19 protein-coding genes are annotated in these 15757 nt (G+C 69.7%); 11 read left to right on the top strand and 8 right to left on the bottom strand.

Features of this window, described 5'->3' with window-relative positions; all coding sequences use genetic code 11:
* Window positions 1-33: 33 nt before the first annotated feature.
* From C1N71_RS09150 to der, 3 genes are all read left to right on the top strand, one after another.
* The gene (locus tag C1N71_RS09150) at window positions 34-1158 is read left to right on the top strand and encodes a prephenate dehydrogenase (protein ID WP_137756109.1); all 1125 of its coding nucleotides are present in this window, start codon (window positions 34-36) and stop codon (window positions 1156-1158) included.
* Window positions 1155-1808 (top strand): (d)CMP kinase, encoded by a 654-nt coding sequence (cmk, locus tag C1N71_RS09145; protein ID WP_368074093.1) that lies wholly within the window; start codon window positions 1155-1157, stop codon window positions 1806-1808. The genes C1N71_RS09150 and cmk overlap by 4 nt, the downstream gene beginning before the upstream one ends.
* A gap of 77 nt (window positions 1809-1885) precedes the next feature.
* A complete protein-coding gene (der, locus tag C1N71_RS09140) occupies window positions 1886-3355 on the top strand; it encodes a ribosome biogenesis GTPase Der (protein ID WP_137757285.1) in 1470 nt (489 codons plus the stop codon).
* A 3-nt stretch (window positions 3356-3358) separates the two neighbouring features.
* Here the strand turns inward: der and C1N71_RS09135 are convergent, their stop codons facing one another.
* The 4 genes from C1N71_RS09135 to C1N71_RS09120 form a co-directional block, all read right to left on the bottom strand.
* A complete protein-coding gene (locus tag C1N71_RS09135) occupies window positions 3359-4162 on the bottom strand; it encodes a DNA/RNA non-specific endonuclease (RefSeq protein WP_137756107.1) in 804 nt (267 codons plus the stop codon).
* A 276-nt stretch (window positions 4163-4438) separates the two neighbouring features.
* A complete protein-coding gene (locus C1N71_RS09130; RefSeq protein WP_137756106.1) occupies window positions 4439-5368 on the bottom strand; it encodes a GTP pyrophosphokinase in 930 nt (309 codons plus the stop codon).
* Between the two features lie 10 nt (window positions 5369-5378).
* Window positions 5379-6230 (bottom strand): pyridoxal kinase PdxY, encoded by an 852-nt coding sequence (gene pdxY / locus C1N71_RS09125; RefSeq protein ID WP_137756105.1) that lies wholly within the window; start codon window positions 6228-6230, stop codon window positions 5379-5381.
* Window positions 6231-6293: 63 nt separating this feature from the next.
* Window positions 6294-7613 carry a hypothetical protein gene (locus C1N71_RS09120; RefSeq protein WP_137756104.1) on the bottom strand — a complete coding sequence of 440 codons (1320 nt, stop codon included), beginning with the start codon at window positions 7611-7613 and terminating at the stop codon, window positions 6294-6296.
* A 67-nt stretch (window positions 7614-7680) separates the two neighbouring features.
* Here C1N71_RS09120 and C1N71_RS09115 point away from each other — a divergent pair, with 67 nt between their 5' ends.
* From C1N71_RS09115 to C1N71_RS15450, 7 genes are all read left to right on the top strand, one after another.
* Window positions 7681-8139, top strand: a complete 459-nt coding sequence (locus C1N71_RS09115; protein WP_137756103.1) for a VOC family protein — start codon at window positions 7681-7683, stop codon at window positions 8137-8139.
* Window positions 8140-8230: 91 nt separating this feature from the next.
* Entirely contained in the window at window positions 8231-9205 is a 975-nt protein-coding gene (locus tag C1N71_RS09110; RefSeq protein WP_137756102.1) for a bile acid:sodium symporter, read from the top strand.
* A 218-nt stretch (window positions 9206-9423) separates the two neighbouring features.
* Window positions 9424-10173 carry a nucleotidyltransferase domain-containing protein gene (locus tag C1N71_RS09105; protein ID WP_137756101.1) on the top strand — a complete coding sequence of 250 codons (750 nt, stop codon included), beginning with the start codon at window positions 9424-9426 and terminating at the stop codon, window positions 10171-10173.
* A gap of 9 nt (window positions 10174-10182) precedes the next feature.
* Window positions 10183-10395, top strand: a complete 213-nt coding sequence (locus C1N71_RS15505) for a metallophosphoesterase (protein WP_137756100.1) — start codon at window positions 10183-10185, stop codon at window positions 10393-10395.
* Between the two features lie 4 nt (window positions 10396-10399).
* Window positions 10400-10840 carry a hypothetical protein gene (locus tag C1N71_RS09095; RefSeq protein WP_137756099.1) on the top strand — a complete coding sequence of 147 codons (441 nt, stop codon included), beginning with the start codon at window positions 10400-10402 and terminating at the stop codon, window positions 10838-10840.
* 9 nt (window positions 10841-10849) lie between these two features.
* Complete coding sequence (locus tag C1N71_RS09090) at window positions 10850-11977, top strand: hypothetical protein (protein ID WP_137756098.1); 1128 nt, start codon at window positions 10850-10852, stop codon at window positions 11975-11977.
* A 70-nt stretch (window positions 11978-12047) separates the two neighbouring features.
* The gene (locus C1N71_RS15450) at window positions 12048-12179 is read left to right on the top strand and encodes a hypothetical protein (RefSeq protein ID WP_302630598.1); all 132 of its coding nucleotides are present in this window, start codon (window positions 12048-12050) and stop codon (window positions 12177-12179) included.
* Here C1N71_RS15450 and C1N71_RS09085 read toward each other — a convergent pair.
* The 4 genes from C1N71_RS09085 to C1N71_RS09070 form a co-directional block, all read right to left on the bottom strand.
* Window positions 12176-12559 (bottom strand): nuclear transport factor 2 family protein, encoded by a 384-nt coding sequence (locus C1N71_RS09085; protein ID WP_137756097.1) that lies wholly within the window; start codon window positions 12557-12559, stop codon window positions 12176-12178. The two genes, C1N71_RS15450 and C1N71_RS09085, sit on opposite strands and share 4 nt — an antisense overlap.
* 4 nt (window positions 12560-12563) lie before the next feature.
* Window positions 12564-13064 (bottom strand): DUF2017 family protein, encoded by a 501-nt coding sequence (locus tag C1N71_RS09080; protein WP_137756096.1) that lies wholly within the window; start codon window positions 13062-13064, stop codon window positions 12564-12566.
* Window positions 13061-13354, bottom strand: a complete 294-nt coding sequence (clpS, locus tag C1N71_RS09075; RefSeq protein WP_137756095.1) for an ATP-dependent Clp protease adapter ClpS — start codon at window positions 13352-13354, stop codon at window positions 13061-13063. Before clpS ends, C1N71_RS09080 begins: the two co-directional genes overlap by 4 nt.
* 90 nt (window positions 13355-13444) lie before the next feature.
* Window positions 13445-14689 carry an MFS transporter gene (locus C1N71_RS09070; RefSeq protein WP_137756094.1) on the bottom strand — a complete coding sequence of 415 codons (1245 nt, stop codon included), beginning with the start codon at window positions 14687-14689 and terminating at the stop codon, window positions 13445-13447.
* Between the two features lie 173 nt (window positions 14690-14862).
* Between C1N71_RS09070 and C1N71_RS09065 the strand changes: the two genes are divergently transcribed.
* A complete protein-coding gene (locus C1N71_RS09065; RefSeq protein ID WP_137756093.1) occupies window positions 14863-15660 on the top strand; it encodes a siderophore-interacting protein in 798 nt (265 codons plus the stop codon).
* Window positions 15661-15757: the final 97 nt, after the last annotated feature.

The following is a 15757-nucleotide window of genomic DNA, read 5'->3' as shown; positions in this document are numbered from 1 at the left end:
GCAGGAGATCGGGCGCTCCTCGACGAGCGGGTCATGCCGGGTGCCGGGCGGAGCCCGGCCGTCGCGTACCCTTGTCCGGTGACCCAACGACTCCGCGGACCCGTGCGCATCGTCGGCACCGGACTCCTCGGATCGTCCATCGGGATGGGCCTGACGCGGCTGGGCGTGGAGGTGACGCTCGCCGACGTGAGCCCCACGGCCGTCCGGCTCGCCGCCGACTACGGCGCCGGGCGCCCCGCGGGGCTCGGCGACGCTCCCGTGCTGGTCGTCGTCGCGGTGCCGCCCGACGTCACCGCCGACGTCGTCGCGCGCGAGCTCGACGCGCACCGCGACGCCGTCGTCATCGACGTCGCGAGCGTCAAGGCGCCCATCCTCGCCGACCTGCGCGCGGCGGGCGCCGACGTGAGCCGATACCTCGGCACGCATCCCATGGCCGGTCGCGAGCGCTCCGGCGCCCTCGCCGGTCGCGCCGACCTCTTCGTCGGTCGCCCGTGGGTCGTCGCCGACCACGACGCGATCACGTACGCGCGAGGCAGCGTCGTCGACGACCTCATCCTCGACCTCGGCGCGATCCCGATCGAGATGGACCCGGAGGAGCACGACCGCTCCGTCGCGACCGTGAGCCACGTGCCGCAGCTCGTCTCGACCCTCATGGGCGCGCGGCTGCAGGACGCCGCCGACGAGGCGCTGCGCCTCGCCGGCCAGGGGGTGCGCGACGTGACGCGCGTGGCTGGCAGCGATCCCGCGCTCTGGGTGCAGATCCTCTCGGCGAACGCGCCGGCGGTCGCCGAGCAGCTGCGAGCGCTGCGCGCCGACCTCGATCGCCTCGTCGACGCGCTCGACGACGTCGACCGCGAGGGGGCCAGGCGCACGCTCGCGGACGTGCTCGCCGACGGCCGCGCCGGCGTCGAACGACTGCCCGGGAAGCACGGTCAGCGCTCGCGGTTCACGCGCATCGCCGTGCGCGTCGACGACCGCCCGGGCCAGCTCGCCCGCCTCCTCACCGACATCGGAGACGCCAACGTGAACATGGAGGACGTGCGCCTCGAGCACGCGGAGGGCGCGCAGTTCGGCGTCGCCGAGATCCTCATCGCGCCCGAGACCGAGCAGCGCCTGCTCGAGGCCCTCGACGCGCGCGGATGGGCGGTGGTCTCGTGACGACCGTCGCGATCGACGGGCCCGCGGGCTCGGGCAAGTCGTCCGTCGCGCGGGTCGCCGCGGAGCAGCTGGGCTTCCACCTGCTCGACACCGGCGCGGCGTACCGTTCGCTCGCGTGGCTGGTGCTCGAGCGCGGCCTCGACCCGTACGTCGAGGCCGACGTGCTCGGCGTGCTCGACGACTTCGACTACGCCGTCGACACCTCCGGGCCCGTGCAGCGCTTCTCGGTCGGCGGCGTCGACGTCACCGACGCGATCCGCACCGAGCGCATCTCCGCCGCCGTCTCCGGCGTCGCCCGCGTGCCCGCCGTGCGGAAGGCCGTCAACGTGCGCTTCCGCGCCCTCATCGCCGAGGCCCGTCCGGGCATCGTCGTCGAGGGCCGCGACATCACGACGGTCGTGGCGCCCGACGCCGACGTGCGCATCCTGCTCACCGCCGACGAGGACGTGCGCATCCGCCGCCGCATCGGCGACGTGGGGGATGCGGCGGGCGTCGGCGAGCGCCTGAGCGCGCGCGACCGATCCGACAACCAGGTGGTCGACTTCATGACGCCCGCGCCGGGCGTCACGCTCGTCGACTCCACCCATCTCGACTTCGACGAGACCGTGGCCGCGGTCGTCGAGCTCGTCCGAACGCAGGAGCGTGCATGACCACCGATCAGCCCCAGGACGCCGGCCTCGAGCCGGACGACGTCGACGTCGAGGTCGTGCAGGCGTACCCGACGGACATGGACGAGGCGCGCGAGCGCGACGAGGCCCGCGACCTCGAGGAGGCTCGGGTCGCCGCGCTGCGCGCCGGCCTCGCCGAGTACGACCTCGACGAGGACGACGCCGCGCTGCTCGGCGCCGAGCTCGGACCCGACGACGTCGTCACGCTGCCGGCGCTGCCGGTGCTCGCGATCGTCGGCCGCCCGAACGTGGGCAAGTCGGCGCTCGTCAACCGCATCCTCGGCCGCCGCGAGGCCGTCGTCGAGGACACCCCGGGCGTCACGCGCGACCGCGTGACGTACCGAGCCGAGTGGGAGGGCCGCGCGTTCACGGTCGTCGACACCGGTGGCTGGGAGCCGGACGCGCGCGGCATCGACCGCTCGGTCGCGCAGCAGGCGGAGATCGCCGTCGACCTCGCCGACGCCGTGCTGTTCGTCGTCGACGTGACGGTCGGCGCGACGTCGACCGACGAGCACGTCGTGCGGATGCTGCGCTCGTCGTCGAAGCCCGTGCTGCTCGTCGCCAACAAGGCCGACGACGCGCGCCGCGACCTCGAGGCGTCGAGCCTGTGGAGCCTCGGCCTCGGCGAGCCGTACCCGGTGTCGGCGCTGCACAGCCGCGGCGTCGCCGACCTGCTCGACGCCGCCATGAAGGTGCTGCCCGACGAGTCGGCCGTCGCGAAGGTCGAGCTCGGCGGCCCCCGCCGCGTCGCGCTGCTGGGGCGCCCGAACGTGGGCAAGTCGTCGCTGCTCAACAAGGCGGCGGGGGAGGAGCGCGTGGTCGTCGACGAGCTCGCCGGCACGACGCGCGACCCGGTCGACGAGCAGATCGAGCTCGCCGGCCGCGTGTGGCGCTTCGTCGACACCGCCGGCATCCGTCGCCGCGTGCACCTGCAGCAGGGCGCCGACTTCTACGCGACGCTGCGCACGCAGGCGGCGCTCGAGAAGGCCGAGGTCGCGGTCGTGCTGCTCGACGTCACCGAGGTGCTCTCGGAGCAGGACGTGCGCATCGTCGACCTCGTGCTCGAGTCGGGTCGCGCGCTCGTGCTCGCATTCAACAAGTGGGACCAGCTCGACGACGACCGTCGTCGCTACCTCGAGCGCGAGATCGAGCAGGACCTCGCGCACGTGTCGTGGGCGCCGCGCGTGAACATCTCCGCGCGCACGGGCCGGCACCTCGAGAAGCTCGTGCCCGCGCTCGAGACCGCGCTCGAGTCGTGGGACATGCGCATCCCCACCGGCAGGCTCAATGCCTTCCTCTCCGAGCTCGCCGCCGCCAACCCGCACCCGGTGCGCGGCGGCAAGCAGCCGCGCATCCTGTTCGCGACGCAGGCGGGCACCAGGCCGCCGACCTTCGTGCTCTTCACGACCGGCTTCATCGAGGCGCAGTACCGCAGGTTCATCACGCGGCGCCTGCGCGAGGAGTTCGGCTTCGAGGGCAGCCCCATCCAGGTCAACGTGCGCGTGCGGGAGCGACGCGAGCGCCGCTGACGCTCACCAGTCGACGTCGTCGACGCTCGTGATCGCGCGCGGCGTCGCCGGCACGGCGGTGCTGCCGCGCGATCTCGCGCCGACCGGGATGCCGGAGAGGTCGAGCCGCGTGCGCGCGGCGAGGTCGTCGAGCGAGACCTCGTACGTCTGGAACCCGTCGAGGTAGGCGGGCTGCACGTCGGAGAGATCCTGCGCGAGCAGGAACGCCCGGGCGCGGATGGCGTCGCCGAGCCGGTAGACCACGATCTTCCAGTGCTCGCGCGGCAGCCGCACGAGGTCGCGGTACCAGGGGTCGTCGGGCTGCAGCACCGGGCCCGCGAAGACGACGACGCGGCGCTCGTGCAGCCGGTCGAGGTCGAGCACCGCGTGCTCGAGCTCGCCCCATGCGCCGCCGCGGCTCGCCTGGTTGAAGTCGGCCGTCTGCGGCGAGACGTTCGTGAAGCAGAAGGAGTCGCGATTCGCGGCGCGCGCCTCGTCGAGCGTGCCCCACAGCAGGTCGGCGCGGCGTGCGAGATGCCCGCGGTCGAGGTCGTTGTCGGCGTAGACGGCCTCCGTGGTCTGCTCGTCGAGCGGCAGGCGGTCGTCGGGGAAGAAGCGTCGCTCGCGCGGGATGTCGGGGAAGAGTCGCAGCCCGTCGATCGACCAGGCGACCGACCAGGCGAGGCGGCGTTCGCGGCTCATCGTCACCGTGAAGTGGGTCGAGTCGAGCACCGGAGCGCTCGGATCGTCGAGGGGCGTCGGCGCAGGCACGCGGACGCCGAGGAAGCGCTCGTCGTAGCCGGTCGCGCGCGGCTTGGGAGTGGCCATCGCTGCCGATGCTAGGCGGAGCCTCGGACGGCGCGCGTGGGGGAGGGCGCGGCGGGCTTGGTGCTCGAGCGGTGGTCGGGTCGGAGCGGTGGGCTCCTTTCGAGGCTCGCTTCGCTCGCACCTCAAGGAGCGGTTGCAGGGGAGCGGTCGGGTGGGAGCGGCGGAAAGGCTCGGTGGGCTTGCTTCGAGGCTCGCTTCGCTCGCTCCTCGAGGAGCGGGTGAGTGGAGCGGTCGAGTGGCAGCGGAGCGGGAACCGCGAGCGAGCCGCGGGCGCGATCAGTCTCGGGCGACGTGCGGCAGGGCCACCGGGAGGTAGTAGAGGCCGCGCTCGTCCTCGAAGACGCGCGCCTCGAGCGTCGCGCCCTCGGGCACGAACGCATCGACGTCGACGTGCCCCTCGGTCGGGGCCAGCGCGCGGACGGCGAAGGCGGGGATGAGGCCCTGACGGCCCTCGTCGTCGACCGCCAGCGCGTAGCGCGGGCCCGTCGAGCGCACGACGACCGTGCGGATCGGGATGCGGCCGACCGCCGCTCGCGCGCCCTCCGACGCCGGCTCGGCCGTCGCGACGTCGAACTCGCGTGCGAGGTCGTCGGCGAGCCGGTCGACCTCGGCGAGCAGGTTGGCCATCGTGCGGCCCACGGATCGGTGGAAGTCGCTCGGTCGCAGCCCGCCGCCGGGCTTGTAGAGGTCCTCGTGGGTGAGCTCGCCCCACGCATCCTGCACGCGCGTCTTGATCTGCACCTCGACGGCGACGACGGTCGTGCCCTCGGGCGTCGTGACGTCGACGTCGAGCAGCGCGTGCACGGCGCGGTATCCGGAGGGCTTCGGCTCGGCGACGTAGTCGCGCATCTCGACGAGATGGATGCCGGGCTCGAGCGCGCGGGCGACGTCGTCGGCCATGAGCGCCTGGTCGCGCGTCGACTTGCACAGCACCTTCACGCCGACGACGTCGCGCACGAGCTCCTCGACCTGCTCGACCGTGACCTCGGCCAGCGCGATCTCGGTCGCGGCGCGCGTGAGGCGGTCGACGGTGCGCGCCTCCTCCTTGATGCGTCCCGGCATGACGACGAGGCGCATGCGATCGGCGTCGGCGAGCAGCGCGTCGGCGCGCTCATCGAGCCATCCCTCGACCATGCCCATGGCGGCATCCCACGCGTCGGCGCGCGTCTCGTACGCGCGTCGCACCGCCGTCGTGGGATCCGTCATCGTCGCGTGCTCAGCGGACCTGGCGCACCTGGAACTGCCGGCGCGGGTGGGCGTACGCCTCCTGCGCCTCGACGAGCTGCAGCTCGCGCTCGCCCGAGTCGAGCGTCGTCTGCAGCAGGTCGAACACGCTCGACACCGTGGCCTCGAGCGCATCCCATGCCGAGCCCGACGTGCGGTAGTGCGCCGTGAAGAGCGCGGCCGTCACGTCGCCGGAGCCGTTCGCCTTGAAGGGCAGGAAGGGCGTCTGCACGATCCACGCACCCTCGTCGTCGACCGCGAGCATCTCGATCGTGCCCTCGGGGCGGTCGGGACGCTCGACGCTCGTCACGAGCACCGTGCGCGGGCCCATGTCGCGGGCGCGCTCGACCGACTCGAGCGTCTCGTCGAGCGTCGCCGGCTCCGTGTGCGTGAGGAAGCCGAGCTCGAACTGGTTCGGCGCGATGATGTCGGCGTGCGGGATGACGCGCTCGCGGATCAGCGGCGGGATCGCCGGTGCGACGAAGCACCCGGACTTGGCATTGCCCATGACGGGGTCGCACGTGTACGTCGCCTTCGGGTTGAGCGCCTTCGTGCGCTGCACGGCGTCGACGACGACGTCGACGATCGCCTCGCCGCCGAGGTAGCCGGACAGGACGGCGTCGACGCGCGCGAGCGCGCCCCGCTCCTCGATGCCGAGGATGACGTCGGCGACGTCGGATGCGGGCAGCAGCGGGCCGCGCCACGCGCCGTAGCCGGTGTGGTTCGAGAACACGACCGTCGAGACGGGCCAGACCTCGTGCCCCAGTCGCTGCAGCGGGAACACGGCGGCCGAGTTGCCGACGTGGCCGTAGGCGACCGACGACTGGATCGAGAGGATCTTCATCCTGCGATCCTCCCACCGCTCGCGGACGGACGCGGAATCGGCGCGGGCGGGCGGTCGTTTGCCCTACACCCGAGCAGCTCTTGCAATCAATGCGCGCTGGGCGACGAGTCTTACAAGCTCGACGTCCGCCTGTAGTGACTCCGTCTCGCGGCTGGACGGCAACAAGACGTCGGCGTGCCCTCCACCGTCTTGCTTTGCATGGACGATTCGACACCGAAGCGCGTAGATGCGATCTGCGACTTGGTCTCTCAGATCATTGGAGTTGTCGATGTTGATGACTCCGATCCCCTTCACCGACTGCTGCTTAGAGCAGAAGTGATCGGTGTACTCCGGCAGGGACTGAATGAAATCCTTGAGATCTGCTTCTTCCACGCACGCTCGAACCGTTGCTCGGAGCTGCTCCTTCTCGCCGGGACCGCTGCGCCCACCGGGACCAGCCAGATTGATGAGTTTGTACAGGGCAGCGTCATCGCGCGCGTCAAAGCCGGGATGAAGCAATTGGGTACGCACCGCGTTTACCGTCTGCTCTCGCGCGAAAAACGGGAAGAAGTGCTCGATCGCCTGGTAGTACGCGAGGTACTCAAGCAGAGGCAGCCCGCTCGCTGAGCGGCCGTACTGATACAGCTCAAGTGCCTGCGCCGCGTAGTGGTTTCTCGGGAACGCGGGCGGATGTTCGGGAGCTTCCTGGCGCCGTTGCCGACTCGCAAGTGACTTTCGCGCAATCTGCACCGGCACCCCATAGACGACATCGAGATCGAAAACGAACCCGTTGGCGTAGCGTTCCAGGGCTTCCAGTGCGGTGTCGTGGTCGGAGGTAACTACTCCGGTGACCTTGACAGTCGGGCCGGGGTCGAAGAGGGTGCTGAAGGCTTTCGTTGCTGCCGAAAGGGTTACGGATACGCCTTCGTTGCTGACGCTCAGACTCCAGTCGTCTAGCGATGATGCTCGTGAGAGACCGGCGTCGTCCTGATCGAGGGGCAGAGCAACCTCGGGATCGCTCTCGCCATTCTTGACAATGCCGGGGAGCCGGCGTAGCTGATGAGCGACGATGTTCCTGCCCGCCGGGCTGCGGGCCGTCAGAGCTGCTTCGATAGCCCCCGTCGACTTTGAAACGACCGCAACGTAGTCGCCCAGCACTACGAAATCTTCGAAGTGTTCGTCGAGGAGCGACTGGAAAGACGACGGGAAGGCAAGGACTCGTCGCTCATGGCGACCGTTCGGCAGGTAGACCATCGCGAAAGTGTTTCGGCGGCGTTCCTTCGTGCCAGGCAGGTCGCGGACTTCAACCTTGATATCTGCTTGCTTGGCCCGTTCCAGCAACTGCTCAAGCACGCCATTTTCCTGGGTCGGCCTGTCGATGTTGGCAGACTGCTCGTCAGACATTTCTGAAACATACCGTCGCCTCGGTCGGATGGGGAACAGTCATGAAGTAGCGATCGTTGCATCGAGCATGAGCGAGGCAGCCCGTCCGACCGTCCGTCAGCTGCGCATCGTCGTCGAGGCCGACGACCACGACGCCGCCGTCGCGTTCTTCCGAGACGCGCTCGGGCTGCCGGAGCAGGCCGCGTACGTGGGGGAGGGCGACGAGCGCGTCGTCATCCTCGAGGCGGGGCGGGCGACGCTCGAGCTCGCAAACCCGTCGCACGTGCGCGCGATCGATGCCGTCGAGACCGACGGCGTGACGAGCCCGCGCATCCGCCTCGCGTTCGAGGTCGACGACGCCGCCGCGACGACGTCGGTGCTGGAGGATGCGGGTGCCGAGGTGCTCGCGACGCCGCGCGAGACGCCATGGCGCTCGCTCAACGCACGGTTGCAGGCGCCCGCCGACCTGCAGGTCACGCTCTTCGAGGAGCTCGAGTCGCTCGACGAGCGATCGCAGCGGGACGGGTTCGGCACGGGGGAGCGCTGAGCAGCGCTCGACGTGCTCCTGAGCGAGGACGCACGTGCATGGTGCACATGCCTCCTCGGTGAGCGACACTCCGCGCGCTAGCGTCGAGCCCGTGACCGACCGCGAGCCATCGTCGCTCGCCGACCGGCTCGAGCGGCACCAGGCGCCCATCCTGCTCGGCGCCGTCGCGCTCGGGTTCGCGCTCGGCGTCGCCTGGCCGGGCGCACACGCGCTCGAGACGATCGTCGACTCGGCGATCGCGCTCATGCTGCTCGTGACCTTCCTGGGCGTGCCGTTCGGCGCGCTCGTCGAGGGGTTGCGGCACTGGCGGCTGCTCGCGACGCTGCTCGTGACGTCGTTCGTCGTCGCGCCCGTCGTCGCGTTCGCGCTCACGCGGCTCGTGAGCCACGATGCCGGCCTCGTCGCGGGCGCCCTGCTCGTGCTGCTCGCGCCGTGCGTCGACTACGTCGTCGTGTTCACGGCGCTCGCACGCGGCGCGCACGCGGGCCTCCTCGCGGCGACGCCCGTGCTCATGGTCGTGCAGGTCGTGCTGCTGCCGCCGCTGCTCGGCATCACCGCGGGGCAGGAGGTCGTCGCCGCGCTCGACGTCGGTCGACTCGCCGCAGCGTTCGGCCTGCTCGTGCTGCTGCCGCTCGCGATCGCAGCGGCGATCCGGCTCGTGGGTCGCCGCGCGCCGGTCGTCGACCGCGCCGCGTCGCGCGCGGTCGGGACCGTCGTGCCCGTCACGGCCCTCGTGCTCGTCGTCGTCGCGGCGTCGCAGGCGCGGCGCATCCTTGCCTCGGCCGACGACCTCGTCGCGCTCGTGCCCGTCTACGTCGGGTTCGCGGCGCTCATGGTGGCTGCCGGCATCCTCGTCTCCCGCGTCGCTCGGCTCGGCGTCGCCGACGCCCGCGCGGTCGTGCTGAGCGGCGTCGCGCGCAACTCGCTCGTCGTGCTGCCCGTGGCCCTCGCGCTGCCGCCGGCCCTCGCGCTCGCCGCCCCTGCCGTCGTCGCGCAGACCGTCGTCGAGCTCGTGGTGCTCGTCGTGCTCGTGCGGCTGCTGCCGCGACTGGTGTGCGAGCGCTGAGGCTCAGTCCGCGACGACGGCCTCGACGAGGCTGCCCTGCGCGTAGCCGAGCCAGTCGACGACCGCTTGGAGGTGCGCGAGGTCCCCTCGCTCAGGTTGAGGTGATTCGTCGGTCCCTACTGCACCCGCGTGCCGGCAAGTCCTCACGCCCCTTGGTCTGAGGTTCAACGCTTAGTCGGCGGCGCCTGCGACAATACGAAGCAGTCGAAGGCGGGGGAATGGACCTGACGAGGGTGCAAGAGTGTGTCGAGGCGGCACTTGGCCCAAGCGCGTCCTGGCGGCTGGGCCTCTTGCTCTACGGGAGCCAGGCTCGGGGGACAGCGCGGAATGAGTCCGATGTTGACGTTCTGGAACTTGTGCGATCGGCGCCTCGCGCGTCGTCGAATGGGTTCGTCAATGTCACGCAGTACACGCCAGCGGCTCTCGAGTCACTTGCGCTCAACGGCAGCTTGTTTGTGACTCATCTGAAGCAAGACGGAATCGTCTTGCAGGATCCCGATCGGATTCTCTCCGATGTTTTGAACAAGTACAGACCGCCGCGGGACTACCGGTCCGTTCGAGAGCAGTTGAGGATCGTCTCCGGAGTGCTCGACCCAAGCGCGCTCGACTTCGCTCGTCATGCGGCTGCTCTTGGCGGACTAGGTATCTACTTGCTTCGCACGGCCCTTTACGTTGACTCTGTCGAGCGTGGTCTTCCGAACTTCGACCTCGACTCCCTCACTTCAAATCGAGCGGAGCTGCATGCACTGATGCGTGACCGGCGACGTGGTGAGTGGGGGCCCGAGGCTATCTCCCTGATCTATGGAGAGCTTGGACGGCTGACTGCCGTGAAGAGGAATGACGTGGGCTCCGTCATCGGGTACGCGGCGCTGCACTCGAATCGCCCTGACCTCACGGTCATGTTCACTTCCGTACTCTCAGGCGGCAGAGAGCTCGATTACTCGGCGCTGACGCTCCCACCGTTCTAGGGCGTTTAGGTGGGTCTGATCGTTGTCGGCGACGTGCATGGTTGCGTCGAGCCTCTCCGCCTTGCACTCAGTTGGGCCGCCAACTTCAAGGACAGACGTGTGGTGCTCGTGGGCGACTACATCGACCGCGGACCTGCAAGCAAGGAAGTGATCGAGACCCTCATCCGAGAAGTCGTCGCGGGGCGACAGCCTCACGCTCCTCGCCGGCAATCACGAGATTGATCTGATGAATTTCCTTGCAGGCGGCCAACCCCAGCAGTTTCTTGCAAACGGGGGGCTTGCCACCGTTCGTAGTTACCTGGGGGCACGAAGCCTGGGCAATCCGCTCGAAGTTTTCCGCGAGGAGTTCCCTGACGCGCACCTGAAGTTTCTTCGCAGTTTGCACCTGTTCTTCGAAGACGATTCGACGTTCGTGAGTCATGCCGGTTGGGACACCGGCCGACCAGGCGACCGCAATCCTGGAGCCCTTACGGCGTCGGCGCCCGAGATCTTTTGTGTCGGTGTCGAGCCGCCGCGACCTCTCGCGGTGGTGGGGCATTACGTCCAGCCGGACGGAACGCCGCATCTGTCTGACCACCTGATCGCACTCGACACTGGTTGTGGTTCACTGAGCGGCGGGCCCCTGACAGCAGTACTTCTACCCGAGCGGGTCTTCCAACAGTTTTGAGGAGTTGAGGTGAGCACTCAGGACCTCGTCCGCCAGATGCGGGATGCGCTGGCGCGCGGAGACCGCGTCGCTGCCATCCACTACTCGTGTGAGAGCTTCTATGACGTTACGGACCGCCCGGTTGCCATCAGTGCTATCGCGGTCACGGAGGTGCACGACAGCACTGGTGGTCAGTCGGGCCGAGTCTTTTCGATAGCCGGCGCGCTTGCGCATGATGACGCCCTCGAGCGAGAGAAGGACTTGCTGCGTCGGTTCTTCGAGTACGTGCGGGCGCATGCCGACACCTGGTGGGTCCACTGGAACATGGACAACGCGACTTACGGATTCGAGGCGTTGGTCACTCGTTACCGCTACCTGTTCAACGAGGATGCGCCAACTTCGTTTGCGCGGGATCGATTGCTCGATCTGGACTCGGCCATCGAAGCCCGATATGGGAGCGGGTTTGCTAACCATCCCAAGTTGCGCAGCCTCTGCACACTTAACGGGTACTTCATGGCTCACTTCTCGGACGGCAAGGAAGAGGCTCGGGCCTTCGGTGAGGGCGATCACGGATTGTGCGAGCGATCAGCCTCAGCTAAGTCGTCGCTGCTTGCCAAGGCGGCCGTCGACCTCTTTGAAGGCAGACTTCAGACTTTGAACTCCGTTGGAACATTGGAGTATGCCGGGGAGAGGCTGGATGCTGTCAGGGTTGTCCTCGATCTCGGCGAGAAGTTCTTGTACGTCGAGAGGGAACTGAAGCATCGACATGGGAACCGGCCGACGCTCGAGGTGAGCGACGAGCATGACGCCCAAGACCTGTTCCGTTCCCTACTGCGTGTCTTTTTTGAGGACATTCGACCGGAGGATTACACGCCTTCCTATGCCGGCGCATCGAGCCGTATCGATTTTGTGATCCCCGAGATTGAGTTGGCGATCGAGTTGAAATTTGCTCGCGACACCATGTCGGACAAGACGCTTGGCGAGGAGCTCCTGGTGGATCGCGATCGATACTCTGGCCGTCGCGACGTGCGTCACCTGGTCTGCCTAGTGTTTGACCACGATGGGAAGTTGCGGAACCCCCGTGCGCTCGAGGCTGATCTCGCGCGGAAAGCGAGTGAGGAATCGCTAGCAGTTACCGTCCGTATCTTTGATCGCTAGTCGCGCCGCCGCGTACAGCCGGCGGCGGGCTTCGAGAGAGTGTCCGTCCGTGATTCATGCGAGCGTCGGCTTGCGAGAGTACGAGCGCTCCAATGCGCCCGCGGCGCCGGCCGTCGTCACGCAGACCGTCGTCGAGCTCGTGGTGCTCGTCGTGCTCGTGCGGCTGCTGCCGCGACTGGTGCGCGACCGCCCCGGCGCCTAGTCGTCGTCGGGGATGGGCGTCTGCTGGTACAGCACGAGCAGCGGCACGTCGTCGACCAGCCGGTAGACGCTCGTCATGAGCGCGTGGAACGCGGGCGCGTCGCCGCGCGTCGCCGTCGCTCGGTAGACGAGCGCGGCGGCATCCTCGCCGAGGGGCACGTGCCGCACGTTCTCGATGTCGTAGCGATCCCACGGCGCCGCGCCGTCGAGGCTCTCGACGACGGCGTCGCGGTCGAGCGCGACGCCGTGCGCGAGCACCATGAGCGCGTCGGGCGCCATCCGCCCGCCGTAGAACTCGTGACCCACCCCGAGACGCAGCGACTCCCAGCCCGAGTGCTCGAGCTCGAGCAGCCGATCGTGCGAGAGCTGCGGCGACGTCATGCGATCACTCCGAGACGACGGCCTCGACGAGGCTGCCTTGCGCGTAGCCGAGCCAGTCGACGACCGCCTGGAACTGCGCGAGATCCTCGACGCTGAGGTCGAGATGGCTCGTCGGACCCTGCTGCACGCGCGTGTGGAGGACGAGGCGGATGTCGCCGATGCCCGCGAGCCACGCATCCACCGACGCCTCTGGCACTGCGACGCGGACGCGCTCGTCGTCGGTCGTGTCGTGCGCCGCGAGGTCGCGGGCCATCGCCCGCTGCCGGTCGAGCCGCAGCGCGGCCTGGTCGTCGGCGGTGAGCCTGCGGAACTCCTCCGCGAGCTCCTCGTCCTCGTACGCGGCGGGGAAGAGCCGCTCGACGACGGGATCGGCGCGGTCGGCCTCGCCGTCGCGCACGGCGACGAACACCTGCCGCACCTGGGACACGAGCCGCGTCAGCATCGTGGCCTCGTCGTGCGTGAGCTCGAGCACGAGCGCGTCGCCGTCGCGGCGCCAGGGCCTCATTCGACCCGCTCCAGGGTCGCGAGGAGGCCGTAGCCGTGCATCGCCGAGACATGCAGCTCCTGCTGCTCCCGCCCGCCGACCGAGACGACGGCGCGCCCCTTCGTGTGCACCTGCAGCATGAGCCGCTCGGCCTTCGCCTCGTCGAACCCGAAGTACGTGCGGAAGACGTACGTGACGTACGTCATGAGGTTCACCGGGTCGTCCCAGACGACCGTGACCCAGTCGCCGTCGGTCGAGGTCAGCGCGGCGTCGTCGACCTCGAGGTCGACGTCCGTCGCGATGCCCTGCATGCGATCGAGCCTACGCACGGGCTCGCCGCGAGGCCACGGCGGCGCGTCGTGTCGGGGGATGCCGGCTCGGCCGGGCGCCGCCGGGGGCGCTCAGACGGGCTCGACGACGCGCTGCTCGTGCGTCTCGAGACGACGGAGCGAGGCCTGCCGCCGGTCGAGCGACACGCTGACGATCGCGAGGCCGAAGCCGGCCGTCGCGAGCAGCACGCCCACCCAGCCGGGCGCGAGGTAGCCGAGGCCTGCGCCGATGACGGCGCCGCCGACCGCGGCACCGAGGCTGTTGCCGACGTTGAACGCCGCGTGGTTCATCGCGGCGCCCAGCAGCTGGGCGTCGCCCGCGATCTGGATGATGCGCGACTGGATCGACGGCACGAGCGTGGAGGTCGTGAGGCCGATGAGGAACGCGAGCACGAACAGCGCGACGGGGTGGCCGCCGAACGCCGAGTAGGCGCCCATGACGGGGATGACGGTGATGAAGCCGCCGAGCATCGTGGGGATGAGGGCCTTGTCGCCGAGAAGCCCGCCGAGCACGTTGCCGATCGTCATGCCGATGCCGACCGTGGCGAGGACCCACGGCACCGTGGATGCGGGGAGCATGGCGACGCGCGTGACGGTCTCGGCGATGTACGAGTAGATGGCGAAGAAGCCGCCGAACCCGACCGCGCCGACGGCGAGCATGAGCCAGAGCCGACCGCTGCGCAGCGCCGAGAGCTCGCGCAGCGGGTCGCGCTCGGGGTTGCCCGCGACCTGCGGCAGCGTGCGGAAGGCGAGCAGCAGCGTGATGGCGAAGATGCCGGCGATCGCCACGTACGACCAGCGCCATCCCGCCGTCTGGCCGAGGTAGGTGCCCAGCGGCACGCCGATGACGTTCGCGATCGTGAGGCCCGACAGCGCCAGCGCGACGCCTGCGCCCTGCCTGCCCGGACCCATGATGCGGGCGGCGAGCAGCGACGCGACGCCGAAGTAGGCACCGTGCGGCAGGCCCGACACGAAGCGCGAGAGCATCGTGAGCTCGAACGTCGGCATGAGCGCGCTCGAGAGGTTCGCGACCGTGAAGGCGGCGGCGAGGATGAGCACGAGGCGCGTCTGCGACATGCGCGCCGCGAGCACCGCGATCGCGGGCGCGCCGACGACGACGCCGAGCGCGTAGGCCGAGATGAGCCAGCCGGCGGTCTGGATGCCGCGCTCGGGGTTCTGCACGAATCCGGGCACGAGCTCGTCGCCGATGAGCGGCAGCAGGCCCATGGAGGCGAACTCGGTCGTGCCGATGCCGAAGCCGCCGAGGGCGAGGGCGACGAGCGCGAGGACGCGACGCGTCGGGGTGAGCTGCTGCATGGGAGGGGTCTCCGGATGGTGCGGGGGACAGGGCCGTGCAGCGCTGCAGGACTCCATCGTATTCCCTCGTGCATCGCGGCTCGGGGTCGACGCGGCGCAGGCGGTCGACTAAGGTGAGGGTTGCCTTACCGCCCACCCCTCCCGCAGCGAGCGCTGCACGAAGGAGCTCCCGCATGGCCGGACCCGCCCGCGTCGCCGCCGTCGCACCGCGCTTCATCGAGCTCGAGGTGCTCGGCGCCCAGCAGCTCTCGCCGCACCTGCGTCGCATCACGCTCGGTGGCGAGGACGTGGCGAACATGACGCCGCAGGGCTACGACCAGTGGTTCCGCTTCTTCATGCGCCGTCCCGGCCAGGACGCGCTGCAGGTGCCCACGAGCCCCAAGCAGTGGTTCCCGCAGTACCTGCTGATGTCGGAGGCCAAGCGCCCCTTCATCCGCAACTACACCGTGCGCTCGTTCCGCCGCGACGCGGGGGAGCTCGACATCGACTTCGTCGTGCACGAGGACCCGGGCCCTGGCGCGCAGTGGTCGCTCGACGCGAAAGTCGGCGAGCGCGCCGCGCTGCTCGACGAGGGCCTGCTCTACAACGACGAGGGTGCCGAGGGCGACGTGCTCATGGTCGGCGACGAGTCGGTCATCCCCGCCATCGCCGGCGTCTGCGGCTCGATCGACCGCGCGACGCGCGGCGTCGCCGTCATCGAGGTCGGTCACCTCGACGACGTGCAGGACCTCGGCGAGCCCGAGGGCGTCGAGGTGCATTGGATCCACCGGGGCGCCGAGCGCGAGGGCCAGGCCGGCCTGCGCGCGCTCGCCGACCTCGACCTGCCCGCCGACCTCGGCTACGCGTATGCGGCGGGGGAGCAGTCGCTCGCGACCGGCGCGCGACGCCACCTCGTGAAGCACCGCGGCGTCGACAAGGCGAACGTGACGTTCACGGGCTACTGGCGCCTCGGCAAGGCCTACGTCTCCTGACGCGCGCTCGCTTCGACGACGTCGCCCTCCGCCGTGGAGGGCGGCGTCGCTGCGCGCGGCGGGCGACGCGTCGCGCTCGTGAGCCTCGACGCGCTGC

The organism is Agrococcus sp. SGAir0287 (assembly GCF_005484985.1).
GTDB lineage: Bacteria > Actinomycetota > Actinomycetes > Actinomycetales > Microbacteriaceae > Agrococcus.
This window is presented reverse-complemented; position numbering and strand designations above follow the sequence as displayed.